The organism is Pseudomonas sp. 478, from assembly GCF_003254125.1.
GTDB lineage: Bacteria > Pseudomonadota > Gammaproteobacteria > Pseudomonadales > Pseudomonadaceae > Aquipseudomonas.
The window spans coordinates 107,039-121,416 of sequence record NZ_QKZG01000010.1 but is presented as its reverse complement, the minus strand read 5'-3'; the positions used below and the strand labels follow the sequence as shown (position 1 = coordinate 121,416).

The window sequence follows — 14,378 nt, the reverse complement described above, 5'->3', positions numbered from 1 at the left end:
CCTCTTCTTAATTCTTCGCGACAGCGGGTTGGGCTGTCGTGGGCGCTACAGGTTCCCGCCAGCCAACAGCGAGGCCGTTGGCGTAGCGCAGATCGATGCGCGCAATGTTCGTAATCTGTTCTTTAAGCGTCTTGTCATAGATGGCAATGAAGCGGCGCATCTTTTCCAGCAGGTTGCCGCGTCCCAGCAACAGTTCGATTCCCGGACCCGCGCTGCCGGCGCCGGTGGTCAGGAACCAGCTGCCTCGATCACGCAATTCCAGGCGTGCAATCGAGAAGCCCAACGGCCTGAGCATCTGGCTCAGCACCTGGTATTGCTGCATCACTTGCTGTTGCGCCCGTTGTGGGCCGAACAGCTGTGGCAAGTGTTCGTAGTTCGCCAGCTCACGCGGGGTGAACGCCTGGCCCTGGTTGTTCAACAGCGATTCATCGCCCCAACGGGCCACCGGCAGTTGTTCTTCCAGGCGGATCACCACTTGATCCGGCCACACCCGACGCACTTCGGCGTGGGCAATCCATGGCATCGTTTCAAGCTCGGTGCGCATGCTCTCCAGGTCGATGGTGAAGAAGCTCGACGCCACGTACGGGGCGATCCGCTGCTGCACCGCTTGCTGGCTGATGTAACTCAAATCGCCCTGCACGTTGATCTTGGTGATCGGCCGGTCGGCGTACGGCAGCAATCGCTGTGCGCCTTCGTAAGTGCCGAAACCCAGTGCGACCAACAGCACCGGCCAGAACAGGCTTTTCAGAAAACCAAAATTGGCTTTCGGCAGGCGCGCAGACATCGGCTCTTTGGCCACCATTCGGCTGGCACCCCGCGGTACCGGCTTGCGGCCGGTCGGTGCGGAGGGCTGATGTCTCAGCTGTGCGCCTTGCATGGTCTTAACCTCGCGGCTCGTTGTTGCCGGCAATGCTGGCGGCCAAAATCGCCAGAACCAGTTGCTGGAAATCCAGACCGGCAGCACGAGCCGCCATCGGCACCAGACTGTGATCGGTCATGCCCGGTGCGGTATTGACTTCCAGGAACCAGAACTGCCCGTCGGCGTCCTGCATCACGTCAGCCCTGCCCCAACCGGCGATACCCAGCGCCTCACAGGCTTTCGCCGTGAGGTCCATCAGTTCTTTTTCTTTGTTGCTGTCCAGGCCACACGGAATCCGGTACTGGGTATCGGAAGCCACGTACTTGGCGTCGTAGTCGTAGAAGCTGTGCGTCGTGCCCAGGGCAATCGGTGGCAACACCTGGTCACGCAGGGTGGCGATGGTGAACTCCGGACCTTGAATCCATTGCTCGACCAACACTTGCGAATCGTAGGTACTGGCCGCTTTCCACGCGTCGATCAACTCCGACGCGGAACTCACTTTGGCCATCCCGATACTTGAACCTTCATGGGCCGGTTTGACGATCAAAGGGAAGCCCAGTTCCGTCGCCGCCGAAATACAATCGGCCTCAGAACTCAGTACGGCATGGCGTGGCGTCGGAATACCCAGGCTGTGCCAGACCTGTTTGGTCCGCAGCTTGTCCATGGCCAGCGCGGAAGCAAGAATGCCGCTGCCGGTGTACGGAATACCCAGGCATTCCAACAGGCCCTGCATGCTGCCGTCTTCACCGCCACGACCGTGGAGAATGATGAAGGCGCGATCGATTTTTTCGTTCAGCAGACGCTGCAAGAGATCATCGCCCACGTCGAGACCAAACGCGTCCACACCGGCGCTTAGCAGCGCGTCGAGAACCGCGTTACCCGACTTCAGGGAAACCTCACGCTCGGCACTCTTGCCGCCGAAGAGCACGGCGACGCGGCCGAAATCTTTCGGCGCAACAGTGGAGACGAGGTTGGCGTAAGCAGCAGTCATTTCAACTTCCCCACAGTCGGCGCAGCAACGGCGCCTGCGAACAACGGACTTTTCAACAGTTTCGGTGCAAGACCACCGATGTCACCGGCGCCCTGGCACAGCAGGATGTCGCCAGCACGCAGCAGCGGCTTGACCACCGGCGCGAGGTCAACACCGCGCTCGATGTAGATCGGGTCGAGCTGGCCGCGCTGACGAATGCTGTTGCACAGCTTGCGGCTGTCGGCGCCCGGGATTGGTTCTTCACCGGCCGGGTAGACTTCCATCAGCAGCAGGACGTTGGCGTCGGCCAAGACATTGACGAAATCGTCGTACAGGTCACGGGTGCGGCTGTAACGGTGCGGCTGGTAGACCATCACCAGACGGCGCTCCGGCCAGCCACCGCGCACGGCTTTGATGACCGCGGCGACTTCGGTCGGGTGGTGACCGTAGTCGTCGACCAGCATCACGCTGCCACCTTCTACCGGCAGTTCGCCGTAGACCTGGAAGCGTCGGCCGACACCCTGGAACCCGGACAGGCCCTGGACGATGGCTTCATCGCTGACGCCTTCATCGGTGGCGATGCAGATGGTTGCCAGTGCGTTCAACACGTTGTGGTTGCCCGGCATGTTCACCGATACATCCAGCGGATCGCGATCAGGACGCAGCACGGTGAAGAAGGTCTGCATGCCCTGCTGACGCACATTGATCGCGCGCACATCGCAGTCGTCGCCGAAGCCATAAGTGACCGTCGGACGTTTCACCAGCGGCAGGATTTCACGCACCACCGGATCGTCCAGGCACACCACCGCCAGACCGTAGAACGGCAGGTTGTGGAGGAACTCGACGAAGGTTTTCTTCAGTTTGTTGAAGTCACCGTCGTAGGTCGCCATGTGGTCGGCGTCGATGTTGGTGACCACGGCCACCAGCGGCTGCAAGTGCAGGAAGCTGGCGTCGCTTTCGTCAGCTTCAGCGATCAGGTAACGGCTGGTGCCAAGCTGGGCATTGGTGCCCGCGGCATTCAGACGGCCACCGATCACGAATGTCGGGTCCAGGCCACCGGCGGCAAACACCGAAGCGATCAGGCTGGTGGTGGTGGTTTTGCCGTGCGTGCCGGCGACGGCGATGCCATGGCGGTAGCGCATCAGCTCAGCCAGCATTTCAGCGCGAGGCACTACCGGAATGCGGCGTTCCAGGGCCGTGGCGACTTCCGGGTTGGACGTGTTCACGGCACTGGAGGTGACCAGCACATCGGCGTTCGCAGCGTTCTCGGCGCGGTGGCCGATAAAGATCTGGGCACCGAAGGACTCGAGACGCTCGGTCACCGGCGAAGCTTTCAGGTCGGAACCGGACACTTCATAGCCCAGGTTCAACAACACTTCGGCAATGCCGCACATGCCCACGCCGCCGATCCCGACGAAGTGGATGCGACGGATGCGGCGCATTTCCGGTTGCGGCATGGCTTTCTGATTCTCAACCATGGGCCACCTCCAGGCAGGTATCGACCACGTTACGGGTTGCATCGGGTTTGGCCAGGCGGCGTGCCGCGGTGGCCATGGCGGTGAGTCGTTGTGGTTGCATCAGGACCTCTGTCAGGCGTGCGGCAAGATCCGCTGCGCCAGTCGTTCTTTGCGGCATCAGGAAGGCAGCGCCTTCACGGGCCAAATAATCGGCGTTGCGGGTCTGGTGATCGTCGATCGCGTGGGGCAAAGGCACCAGCATCGAGGGCAGACCGGCAGCGGCCAGTTCACTGATGGTCAACGCGCCTGCGCGGCACACCACCAGGTCGGCCCAGCCATAGGCTTGGGCCATGTCTTTGATGAAAGGCTGCACTTGCGCCTCGACGCCAGCCGCGCGATAGCGCTCTGCAGTCACTTCATCGTGGTTTTTGCCGGCCTGATGAAACACTTCCGGGCGCAGGTCGGGGGCGACTTGCGACAGGGCTTCAGGCAGCAACTTGTTCAACGGTTCTGCGCCCAGGCTTCCACCCAGGATCAGCAAACGCGCCTTGCGACCGGCCAGAGCCTGTCGCGGTGTTTCGAGGAACAGCTCGGTGCGCACCGGGTTACCGGTGGTCCGACGGCTGCCCGACAGGGTAAAGGTGTCGGGGAACGCTTCACAGACTCGGGCGGCCAACGGCACCAGCAACCGATTGGCGGTACCGGCCACGGCGTTCTGCTCGTGAACGATCACCGGCACGCCAGCCAGTTTGGCGGCAACGCCACCAGGGCCGGTCACAAAACCACCAAAGCCGACGACACACACCGGCCGCAGCTGACGAATGATCGCCCGCGCCTGCCAGATCGACTTGAGCAACATGAACGGCGCCTTGAGCAGGGACAATTTGCCCTTGCCACGCAATCCGCTGGCATTGATCCGATGCAGTTCGATGCCGGCCACCGGAACCAGATCGTTCTCGATGCCCCGCGGTGTCCCGAGCCAATGCACGGTGTAACCACGGGCCTGGAATTCCCGAGCACACGCCAGCGCCGGGAACACGTGGCCACCGGTGCCGCCCGCCATGATCAATACGTTAGCGCCCATGGGTCGGCTCCTCGGCGAAGTCGCTCTCATGGAATTCCATCTCTTCGCTGCCCAAGTGGGTTCGACTTTCCCATTCAATGCGCAGCAACAAGCCAAGACAGGCACAGCAGATCACCAACGAGCTACCGCCGTAACTGAGGAACGGCAGGGTCAGACCTTTGGTTGGCAGCAGACCGACGTTCACCCCGATGTTGATCAGGAACTGACCAATCCACAGGAACGACAAGCCGTACGCGATGTAGGCGGCGAAAAACTGCTTGGCCTTCTCGGCCCAATAACCGATGTACATGCCACGAATACAGACAAAGACGAACAGCGCTACCGTGCATAAAGAACCGACGGCACCCAGTTCTTCGGCCAGGACCGAGAACACGAAGTCGGTGTGGGCTTCCGGCAGGTAGAACTGTTTCTGCACGCTGTTGCCCAGGCCAACGCCCAGCCATTCGCCGCGACCAAAAGCGATCAACGCTTGAGACAACTGATAGCCGGCACCGAACTGGTCGGCCCACGGATCCGCAAAGTTGGTCAGGCGCGCCATTCGATACGGCTGCACTTGAATCAGCAACACCACCGCTGCGACCGCCAGGACAACCATCAAGGAAAAACGGAACAGGCCGACCCCGCCAAGGAACAGCATCGCAGCAGCAGCCCCCATCATCACGACGGTGGCACCGAAGTCCGGCTCCATCAGCAACAGACCCGCCATTGGCAGCAGAACGATGAACGGCTTGAAGAAGCCCATCCAGCTTTCACGCACTTCTTTCTGGCGACGCACCAGGTAACCGGCAAGGTAAATAACGACAAATACCTTGGCGATTTCCGACGGCTGAACGTTGAAGAAACTGAAGCCGATCCAGCGCATCGAACCGTTCACTTCACGGCCGATCCCCGGGATGATCACCATCACCAGCAAACCGAACGCACCAATCAGCATCAGCCAGCCCAGGCGTTGCCAGGTGGCGATCGGAATCATCATGGTGACGACGCAGGCACCCAGGCCCAGCACGATGTAGATAAGGTGGCGGATCATGTAGTACAGGGCGCTGCCCGACTGCACAGCCGCCACTTCGGTCGAGGCCGATGCAATCATGACCAGCCCGAGGCCGATCAATGCCAGGCAGCCGGCGAGCATCGGGAAGTCGAGGTCGATGCCGCGCCCGGTGATGATCGGCGACGGGTACGGCTTGATGATGTTTCTCAGGCTCATACCAGATCCTCCACTGCGCGGACGAACTGGTGACCACGGTCTTCGTAATTCTTGAACATGTCGAAACTGGCGCAGGCCGGCGACAACAACACGGCGTCGCCCGTCTCCGCGATGGCGCGGCATTGCTCGACCGCTTCGATCAGCGAGTTGACGCGAATCAGTGGCACGGCATCGCCGATAGCCTGAGCGATCAGCTCGGCGTCACGGCCCATCAGCACCACGGCGCGGCAGTTGGCCGCCACCGGATCACGCAAGTCCTTGAACTCGGCACCCTTGCCGTCGCCACCGGCGATCAGCACGAGTTTGCCGTCAATGTCCGCGCCCAGGCCTTCGATGGCAGCCAGTGCGGCGCCGACGTTGGTGGCTTTGGAATCGTTGTAGTAGCTCACGCCATTCAAGTCACGGACCCACTGGCAGCGATGCTCAAGCCCGGCGAAGGTGCGCAGGCTCGACAGCATGGCGTCGAACGGCAGACCGACGGCGTGGCCCAGGGCCAATGCCGCCAGGGCGTTGGACTGGTTGTGGGCACCGCGAATTTTCAACTCGCGCACCGGCATCAGGTTCTGGAATTCGAAGGCCAGGTACTTCTCGCCGTCTTCTTCGCGGATACCGAATGCCTTGAAATCAGGTTTGCTCAAACCGAAGGTCCAGCATGGCTGACCTTCGCCAATCAGCGGACGGCTCAGGGCATCCTGGCGGTTGACCACAAACTGCTTGGCACCCCGGAAGATCCGGTGCTTGGCCAGGTGATAAGCCGGCAGACCGCTATAGCGGTCCATGTGGTCTTCGCTTACGTTGAGCACGGTCGCCACTTCGGCGTTGAGTTGATCGGTGGTTTCGAGCTGGAAGCTCGACAGTTCCATCACGTACAGCTCGACGTCGTCGCTGAGCAGGTCCAGTGCCGGCGTACCGAGGTTGCCGCCAACGGCGACTCGCTTGCCGGCCGCCGCAGCCATCTCGCCGACCAGTGTAGTGACGGTGCTTTTTGCGTTGGAACCACTGATGGCGACGATCGGCGCCTTCGCGTTACGCGCGAACAGCTCGATGTCACCGGACAATTTCACGCCACGGGCGGCGGCAGCCTGCAGGGCCGGGGTCGCCAGCGCCAGGCCGGGGCTCACGTAGAGCTCGTCGGCGCGGCACAGGAATTCGACGTCCAGCTCGCCACAACGCACTTCCACGTGCGGATAGTCACGCTTGAGCGTGGCCAGTTCCGGTGGATTTTCCCGCGTGTCGGCGACAGCAAACGACGTGCCCCGGTTCGCCAGGAAGCGAACCAGAGACATGCCGCTCTTGCCGAGGCCGACAACGATGCGGAAGTGGTCAGAAGCGATCAGAGACACTCGTTCTACCTCAGCTTCAGGGTGGCAAGGCCAACCAGCACGAGAATCACGGTGATGATCCAGAAACGGACGATCACGCGTGGCTCGGGCCAGCCCTTGAGTTCAAAGTGGTGGTGAATCGGTGCCATGCGGAACACACGGCGACCGGTGAGCTTAAAGGAGGCCACCTGAATGACGACTGACAGGGTCTCCATCACGAACACGCCGCCCATGATGAACAGGACGATTTCCTGACGGACGATCACCGCGATGGTGCCCAGTGCAGCGCCCAGCGCCAGTGCGCCGACGTCGCCCATGAACACCTGAGCCGGATAGGTGTTGAACCAAAGGAACCCGAGGCCCGCACCGATCAAGGCGCCGCAGAACACAATCAACTCGCCTGCGCCCGGTACATACGGGATCAGCAGGTATTCAGCGAATTTCACGTTACCCGACAGGTAGCAGAAGATCCCCAACCCGCCGCCAACCATTACAGTGGGCATGATCGCCAGACCGTCGAGGCCGTCGGTCAGGTTGACCGCGTTGCTCGAGCCGACGATCACGAAGTAAGTCAGGACAACGAAACCAATGCCCAGCGGAATGCTGTGGTCCTTGAGCATCGGCAGGATCAGGGTGGTTTCCACCGGTGTCGCTGCGGTCATATAAAGGAAGATCGCTGCGCCCAGGCCGAACACCGATTGCCAGAAGTACTTCCAGCGGCTCGGCAAGCCACGGGAGTTCTTCTCGATCACTTTGCGGTAATCGTCGACCCAGCCGATCGCCCCGAACAACAAGGTCACCAGCAACACAGTCCAGACATAACGGTTGGTCAGGTCAGCCCAAAGCAAAGTACTGACGCCGATTGACGACAGGATCAGCGCGCCGCCCATGGTCGGGGTGCCGGACTTGGACAGGTGCGATTGTGGACCGTCGTTGCGAACGGATTGACCGATCTGACGGTTCTGTAACGTGCGGATCATCCACGGGCCATAGCACAGCGACAAAACCAACGCGGTCAGCACACCGAGAATCCCGCGCAGGGTCAGGTACTGAAAGACCGCGAAGCCTTTGTAGAACTGTTGCAGATACTCCGCTAGCAGCAGCAGCATTAATGTTTCTCCAGGCTGGTCCCGCACAAAGCGGCGACGATGTTTTCCATCGCGGCGCTGCGCGAGCCCTTGATCAAAATGGTGGTGTTTGTGTCTTGCTCGGCGCCCAGGGCCTTGATCAGTTCAGCCTGAGTGCTGAAGTGAAAGGCCTGTGGACCGAAAGCGTTCACGGCGTGAGCCATCATTGGCCCGACAGCGTAGAGCGCGGAAACCTTGCCACGGGCGTACTCGCCCACATCGCGGTGCCCCTGCTCCGCCCAATCGCCCAACTCGCCGATATCCCCGAGCACCAGAACGGTGCGGCCGGAAAAGCCGGCGAGTATATCAACGGCGGCGCACATGGAGGTGGGGTTCGCGTTATACGTGTCATCGATCACGCGCATGCCATTGCTGGCCAGTTGCGCAACGGTGCGGCCCTTGACCGGTTGCACAGCGCCCAGACCGGTGGCGATGCCGAACAGCGACACGCCCAGCGCATGGGCAGCGGCTGCTGCGGCCAGGGCATTGGCAACGTTATGGGTGCCGAGCAGGTTCAGTTGAACGCGCTCCATACCTTCAGGACTGTGCAGGTTGAACGCCGGGCAACCGCGCGCGTCGCGGTCCAGATCGCTGGCGTAGAAATCGGCACTGACATTGCTCAGGGCGAAGGTCAGCACTTTGCGACCGGCAGCGCGGGTCTTCCAGATGTCGAATGCCTTGTCGTCAAGATTGAGAACGGCGACGCCATCGGCATCCAGCCCTTCAATAATCTCGCCCTTGGCTTCAACAATTTTTTCCGGCCCGCCGAACTCGCCGACGTGGGCGGTCCCGGCGTTGTTGAGCACGGCCACATGAGGCTTGGTCATGCCGACGGTGTAGGCAATTTCACCGAGACGCGAAGCACCCAGTTCGATCACCGCAGCGGTATGTTCCGGTGCGAGTTCGAGCAGGGTCAGCGGAACGCCGAGGTCATTGTTCAGGTTGCCGCGGGTCGCCAACACCGGACCGCGCGTGCGCAGGATGCTGGCGAGCATTTCCTTGACCGTGGTCTTGCCGCTGGAACCGGTGATCGCGGCGACAGGATGGGTGTAAGCCGCACGATTCAACGCGCCGAGTTGCCCCAGCGCTTGACGCGTATCTTTGACCAGCAATTGCGGCAGTGCGCTGTCGGCGACTTCGCGCTCGACCAACGCGGCTACGGCGCCTTTTGCGGCGACGTCATTGAGATAGTCGTGACCATCGAAACGCGGGCCGGTCAGGGCAATAAAGAGTTGGCCTGGTTTGATCGCGCGGCTGTCGATGCTGACGCCGTCGAAGCTGGCATCGGCAGTGACCAGGCGGGCATTCAACGCGCCGGTCAGTTCGCTCAGTTTCAAGGCTTTAAGCATGGGCCACCTCCCACGCGGTCAAGGCGTGATCGGCCTCGATCAGATCGGAGAAAGCGTGACGCTGGCCGTTGATTTCCTGATAGTCCTCGTGACCTTTACCGGCCAGGACAATCACGTCATCCGCCGAAGCGCTGGCGATCAATTGGGCAATCGCCTGGCCACGGCCAGCGACGAAGGTGACTTTATCCACAGCGGTAAAACCGGCGCGGATGTCGTCGAAGATCACGGCCGGATCTTCGGTGCGCGGGTTGTCATCGGTCACCAGCACGCCGTCAGCCAGACGCTCGACCACTTCTGCCATGAGCGGACGCTTGCCGCGATCGCGATCACCACCACAACCGAACAGGCACAGCAAACGGCCTTTGGCGTGAGGACGCAGGGCCATCAAGACTTTTTCCAGCGCATCTGGAGTGTGGGCGTAATCGACCACGACCAGCGGCTGAGTACCGCCGCCGAGGCGCTGCATGCGTCCGGCCGGGCCTTCGAGTTTCGGCAGCACGTTAAGGATTTCGTCCAGCGCGTAGTCCAGCCCCAGCAAGGCGCCGACCGCGGCCAGCACGTTGCTCAGGTTGAAACGACCGAGCAAGGTGCTGCGCAAGTGATGCTCACCCTGCGGCGTGACCAGCGTGGCGCGCACGCCTTCGTCATCGAATTGCGCTTCACGGCAATAAAGGTAGGCCCTGGAGTCTTCCAGGCTGTAGGTGATCAAGCGCGACTCACCATCATCAGCGGCCAGTCGGCGACCGAAATCGTCGTCGAGGTTGACCACCCGGCACTTCAAATCATTCCAGGCAAACAGCTTGGCCTTGGCTTCGCCGTAGGCTTGCATGGTGCCGTGGTAATCCAGATGATCGCGGGACAGGTTGGTCATCACCGCCACATCGAACGCCAGTGCGGTCACGCGGCCCTGATCCAGACCGTGGGAAGAAACTTCCATGGCGATGGCTTTGGCACCGGCCTTTTTCAGGTCGGCGAGGGTTGCCTGCACGGCAATCGGGTTCGGCGTGGTGTGCAAGCCGCTTTCGAGCGCGCCGTAAAAACCGGTCCCCAACGTGCCGACGATGCCGCAGTGCTGGCCGAGCAAATCCAAGGCTTGCGCAACCAACTGCGTCACGCTGGTTTTGCCGTTGGTGCCGGTCACGCCGATCAGGTTCAGGTGACGACTAGGGTCACCGTAAAAACGCCCGGCGATGTCCGACAGCTGCGCCGCCAGGCCTTTGACCGGAATCAGCGGAACATCGGTAATCGGCAATACGGTCGCGCCTTCGACTTCATACGCCACAGCGGCAGCGCCGCGTTGCAGGGCGTCGGCGATGTGCGCGCGTCCGTCGAACTTGCCGCCAGGGACGGCGAGAAACAGATCGCCAGCCCGCACGTTGCGGCTGTCCAGGGTCAGTTCGCGGATCAACAGATCGCGGCCGGCGTGGGCGAAAATCTTGTTCAGACTCAGAGACATCAGCCTCGCCCTCCATTGGCTTTCAGCGGAACGACCGGTGCTGCGTTCGCTTGTTGAGTAGGTGGCAGGTTGTCCGGGGTGATGTTCATCAGGCGCAAGGTCCCGGACATCACTTTGCTGAACACCGGGGCCGATACCAGACCACCGAAGTAACCGGCCTTGGTCGGTTCATCGATCACCACCACGATGGCGTAGCGCGGATCGTTCATCGGGCCGAAGCCGGCGAACAGCGAACGGTAGGAATTCTCGGCGTAGCCTTTGGTGCCGACCGACGTTTTACGTGCGGTACCCGACTTGCCGCCCACGTGATACGCCGGCACTTGCGCACGGAATACACCGCGCGGGGCTTCGATCACTTGTTGCAGCATGGTTTGCATGGTTTTCGCGACAGCTTCCGGCAATACCTGTGTGGTTTGCGCTGGCTTGTCGGATTTGATCAGGGTCAGCGGCGCGAGGCGACCGTTGTTGGCCAGGGCCGAGAAGGCGTGGACCAACTGGATCGCGGTCACGGAAATACCGTAGCCGTACGACAGCGTGGCGGTTTCAGCCTTGCGCCATTCGCGGTAGTTCGGCAGGTTGCCGACGCGCTCGCCCGGGAAGCCCAGGCCGGTGTCCTGGCCGAGACCGACTTTTTGCGCCAGACGGAAAATCGTTTCGCCGCCGATATCGAAGGCGACCTTACTCATGCCGACGTTACTGGAGTTGATCAGGATGCCAGTCAGGTCGAGCACCGGGCCTTCGGATTTGGAGACGTCCTTGATGGTGTATTTACCAATCTGCAAGGTGCCCGGATAAACCTCAACGGTATCGGTCGGCTTCCAGCGCCCGGTTTCAATGGCGGCGCTCATGGAAATCGCTTTCATGGTCGAACCCGGTTCGAACACGTCGATCATGGCGCGGTTACGCATCATCGCCGGTTGCAGGTTGCGACGGTTATTCGGGTTGTAGGTCGGCTGGTTGACCATGGCGAGGATCTCGCCGCTCTTCACGTCCATGATCACCAGGCTGCCGGCCTTGGCGCCGTTCTCGATGATCGCGTTACGCAGTTCACGGTTGGCCAGGTATTGCAGACGCAGGTCAATGGACAACGCCAAGGGCTTTCCGGCCTTGGCGTTTTTGGTGACCTGAACATCCTTGATAAGTCGGCCACGCCGATCCTTGATCACCTGCCGCTTGCCAGGGACCCCAGCCAGCCATTCGTCGTAGGCCAGCTCGACGCCTTCACGACCGTGATCATCGATGTCGGTAAAACCGACCATATGGGCAGTGACTTCACCGGCCGGGTAGAAACGACGGAATTCTTCGATGCCATAAACGCCCGGCACTTTCAGGTCGAGCACGGACTGGCCCTGCTCGGGGGTCAGCCCGCGCACCAGATAGATGAATTCTTTATTGGCTTGAGCCTCGAGACGTTCGGCCAGGGCTTTCGGGTCCTGCCCCAAGGCTGCCGCCAGTGCAGGCCACTTCTCTTTGGCCGTTTGCATTTCCTTGGCATTGGCCCAAAGGGTGGTGACCGGGGTACTCACAGCCAAAGGCTCGCCGTTACGGTCAGTGATCAGACCACGGTGAGCCGGAATCGGGATATGACGAACGCTGCGCGCATCACCCTGACCTTTAAGAAAGGCACGGTCGACCACCTGCAAATCGATAATGCGCCAGGAAATCGCCGCGACCATGACGCCGAGCAAACCCAGCACCAGGCGGAACCGCCATGGAAAGAGTGCGCCCTCGAGTTTCATCATGGCGCCACCATCTGCACTTCAGCTGCGCCAGGAATGCGCATCTTCAGTTGCTCGGTCGCCAGGACTTCGATACGGCTGTGGGCGGTCCAGGTGCTCTGTTCGAGAATCAAACGGCCCCACTCTGCTTGCGCCTTGTCGCGCACGCTCAACTCGTTGTACAGGGAGTTCAACAGTTGACGGTTCCAGTGGGCGCTATAGGAAACGCCGATGGCCGACACGAGCACGCCAATAAACAGCAGAAACATGAAAAAGCTTCCGCCGGGAAGTGGCTTGGCGAAAAGCTTGCTCACCGCAGCTTCTCCGCGACGCGCATGACGGCGCTACGGGAACGTGGGTTGGCTTTGAGTTCGGCCTCGGAGGCGGACTGCGCTTTGCCATGGATTTTGATTATTGGTTCGAAGGCGACGTGACGTACCGGCAGGTTGCGCGGCAAGTTGTCGGCTTCGCCTTTCACCAGTTTGCGCATGAACAGTTTGACGATGCGGTCTTCCAGCGAGTGGAAGCTGATGACCACCAGGCGGCCACCGACTTCCAGGCATTCCAGTGCGGCTTCGAGGCCGGCTTCCAGATCACCCAGTTCGTTGTTGACGTGAATACGCAAGCCCTGGAACGCACGGGTCGCCGGGTTTTTGCCCTTTTCCCATGCAGGGTTGGCGACTTTCAGGACTTCAGCCAGATCGGCAGTGCGCTCGAACGGCTTGATGTCGCGACGCTCGGCCACGGCACGGGCCATCCGGCCGGAGAAACGTTCTTCGCCGTATTGCTTGAACACCCGGGCGATTTCTTCCACCGGGGCGGTGTTGACGAATTCGGCAGCGCTGATCCCGCGGGACGGGTCCATGCGCATATCCAGCGGGCCATCGTTGAGGAAACTGAAGCCGCGTTCAGGGTCGTCAAGCTGCGGCGAAGACACGCCGAGGTCGAGCAAAACGCCGCTGACCTTGCCGGCCAGACCACGCTCGGCGACTTCCGAACCGAGCTCGGCAAAGCTGCGCTGTACAACGACAAAGCGGCCGTCTTCGGCCGCTAGCGTTTGCCCGGTGGCAATCGCTTGAGGATCTTTGTCGAACCCGAGTACCCGACCCTCGGGGCCGAGCTGGCTGAGGATCAACCGGCTGTGTCCGCCGCGCCCGAACGTACCGTCCAGATAGCAGCCATCAGGACGTACGGCGAGAGCCTCCACGGCTTCGTCAAGCAGTACGGTGATGTGGTTAAAGCCGCTATCAATAGTCACAGGATCAAATCACGCAGTTCATCAGGCATGGCGCCCGGTTGTTGAATGGCAGCCAGGTCAGCGGCAGAAACCGCATCCCAGGCATCCTCGTCCCACAATTGGAACTTGTTCAGTTGGCCTACCAACATCGCGCGCTTATCCAACTTGGCATATTCACGAAGACGCGGTGGAACCAGAAAACGACCACTGCCATCGAGCTCGAGGTCGACGGCATTACCAATCAGTAAACGTTGCAGGCGGCGGTTCTCTTCGCGAAGCGAAGGCAGTGCGCGCAGTTTGGTTTCAATAATTTCCCACTCATCGAGGGGGTAAACACACAAACACGGATCAACGGCATCAATTGTGACGATTAACTGACCGGAACTACGCGAAACGAGCTCGTCACGGTACCGGCTCGGCATAGCGAGACGGCCCTTTGCGTCGAGACTGATAGCGTTAGCTCCGCGAAACACGTCAGCGTTTCTCCAAATATTAGCGTTTTGAGCTCAAAAAACCCACTTCATGCCACTTTCCGCCACTTGCGCACACTATAGGAATGCGGCCACCGCACCGTCAAGGCGCGGATTAAAGG

13 protein-coding genes are annotated in these 14,378 nt (G+C 60.9%); all 13 read right to left on the bottom strand.

Features of this window, described 5'->3' with window-relative positions:
- Positions 1-7: 7 nt before the first annotated feature.
- Genes DFS28_RS21280 through mraZ form a run of 13 tightly spaced genes read right to left on the bottom strand, consistent with a single transcriptional unit; the run spans position 8 to position 14,259 of the window.
- Positions 8-877, bottom strand: a complete 870-nt coding sequence (locus DFS28_RS21280) for a cell division protein FtsQ/DivIB (RefSeq protein WP_111451321.1) — start codon at positions 875-877, stop codon at positions 8-10.
- 4 nt (positions 878-881) lie between these two features.
- The gene (locus DFS28_RS21275; protein WP_111451320.1) at positions 882-1,850 is read right to left on the bottom strand and encodes a D-alanine--D-alanine ligase; all 969 of its coding nucleotides are present in this window, start codon (positions 1,848-1,850) and stop codon (positions 882-884) included.
- Positions 1,847-3,307 (bottom strand): UDP-N-acetylmuramate--L-alanine ligase, encoded by a 1,461-nt coding sequence (gene murC, locus DFS28_RS21270; RefSeq protein ID WP_111451319.1) that lies wholly within the window; start codon positions 3,305-3,307, stop codon positions 1,847-1,849. Before murC ends, DFS28_RS21275 begins: the two co-directional genes overlap by 4 nt.
- Positions 3,300-4,370 (bottom strand): undecaprenyldiphospho-muramoylpentapeptide beta-N-acetylglucosaminyltransferase, encoded by a 1,071-nt coding sequence (gene murG / locus DFS28_RS21265; RefSeq protein ID WP_111451318.1) that lies wholly within the window; start codon positions 4,368-4,370, stop codon positions 3,300-3,302. Before murG ends, murC begins: the two co-directional genes overlap by 8 nt.
- Entirely contained in the window at positions 4,360-5,577 is a 1,218-nt protein-coding gene (gene ftsW / locus DFS28_RS21260) for a putative lipid II flippase FtsW (protein WP_111451317.1), read from the bottom strand. Before ftsW ends, murG begins: the two co-directional genes overlap by 11 nt.
- Positions 5,574-6,920, bottom strand: a complete 1,347-nt coding sequence (gene murD, locus DFS28_RS21255) for a UDP-N-acetylmuramoyl-L-alanine--D-glutamate ligase (protein WP_111451316.1) — start codon at positions 6,918-6,920, stop codon at positions 5,574-5,576. The genes ftsW and murD overlap by 4 nt, the downstream gene beginning before the upstream one ends.
- A gap of 5 nt (positions 6,921-6,925) precedes the next feature.
- Positions 6,926-8,008, bottom strand: a complete 1,083-nt coding sequence (gene mraY, locus DFS28_RS21250; RefSeq protein WP_033061333.1) for a phospho-N-acetylmuramoyl-pentapeptide-transferase — start codon at positions 8,006-8,008, stop codon at positions 6,926-6,928.
- Entirely contained in the window at positions 8,008-9,375 is a 1,368-nt protein-coding gene (gene murF / locus DFS28_RS21245; RefSeq protein ID WP_111451315.1) for a UDP-N-acetylmuramoyl-tripeptide--D-alanyl-D-alanine ligase, read from the bottom strand. The genes mraY and murF overlap by 1 nt, the downstream gene beginning before the upstream one ends.
- Positions 9,368-10,831 (bottom strand): UDP-N-acetylmuramoyl-L-alanyl-D-glutamate--2,6-diaminopimelate ligase, encoded by a 1,464-nt coding sequence (locus DFS28_RS21240; RefSeq protein WP_111451314.1) that lies wholly within the window; start codon positions 10,829-10,831, stop codon positions 9,368-9,370. The genes murF and DFS28_RS21240 overlap by 8 nt, the downstream gene beginning before the upstream one ends.
- Positions 10,831-12,570 carry a penicillin-binding protein 2 gene (locus DFS28_RS21235; protein ID WP_178082225.1) on the bottom strand — a complete coding sequence of 580 codons (1,740 nt, stop codon included), beginning with the start codon at positions 12,568-12,570 and terminating at the stop codon, positions 10,831-10,833. The genes DFS28_RS21240 and DFS28_RS21235 overlap by 1 nt, the downstream gene beginning before the upstream one ends.
- On the bottom strand, positions 12,570-12,863 hold the full coding sequence (gene ftsL / locus DFS28_RS21230) for a cell division protein FtsL (RefSeq protein ID WP_033053422.1): 294 nt from the start codon (positions 12,861-12,863) through the stop codon (positions 12,570-12,572). The genes DFS28_RS21235 and ftsL overlap by 1 nt, the downstream gene beginning before the upstream one ends.
- Positions 12,860-13,807 (bottom strand): 16S rRNA (cytosine(1402)-N(4))-methyltransferase RsmH, encoded by a 948-nt coding sequence (gene rsmH / locus DFS28_RS21225; RefSeq protein WP_074880092.1) that lies wholly within the window; start codon positions 13,805-13,807, stop codon positions 12,860-12,862. Before rsmH ends, ftsL begins: the two co-directional genes overlap by 4 nt.
- Complete coding sequence (gene mraZ, locus DFS28_RS21220; protein ID WP_008147486.1) at positions 13,804-14,259, bottom strand: division/cell wall cluster transcriptional repressor MraZ; 456 nt, start codon at positions 14,257-14,259, stop codon at positions 13,804-13,806. Before mraZ ends, rsmH begins: the two co-directional genes overlap by 4 nt.
- Positions 14,260-14,378 lie beyond the last annotated feature (119 nt).

Bases quoted from the DNA above. Each gene is read 5' to 3' on its own strand.
- DFS28_RS21280 (WP_111451321.1), bottom strand. From the start codon at position 877: ATGCAAGGCGCACAGCTGAGACATCAGCCCTCCGCACCGACCGGCCGC.
- DFS28_RS21275 (WP_111451320.1), bottom strand. From the start codon at position 1,850: ATGACTGCTGCTTACGCCAACCTCGTCTCCACTGTTGCGCCGAAAGAT.
- murC (WP_111451319.1), bottom strand. From the start codon at position 3,307: ATGGTTGAGAATCAGAAAGCCATGCCGCAACCGGAAATGCGCCGCATC.
- murG (WP_111451318.1), bottom strand. From the start codon at position 4,370: ATGGGCGCTAACGTATTGATCATGGCGGGCGGCACCGGTGGCCACGTG.
- ftsW (WP_111451317.1), bottom strand. From the start codon at position 5,577: ATGAGCCTGAGAAACATCATCAAGCCGTACCCGTCGCCGATCATCACC.
- mraY (WP_033061333.1), bottom strand. From the start codon at position 8,008: ATGCTGCTGCTGCTAGCGGAGTATCTGCAACAGTTCTACAAAGGCTTC.
- murF (WP_111451315.1), bottom strand. From the start codon at position 9,375: ATGCTTAAAGCCTTGAAACTGAGCGAACTGACCGGCGCGTTGAATGCC.
- DFS28_RS21240 (WP_111451314.1), bottom strand. From the start codon at position 10,831: ATGTCTCTGAGTCTGAACAAGATTTTCGCCCACGCCGGCCGCGATCTG.
- DFS28_RS21235 (WP_178082225.1), bottom strand. From the start codon at position 12,570: ATGAAACTCGAGGGCGCACTCTTTCCATGGCGGTTCCGCCTGGTGCTG.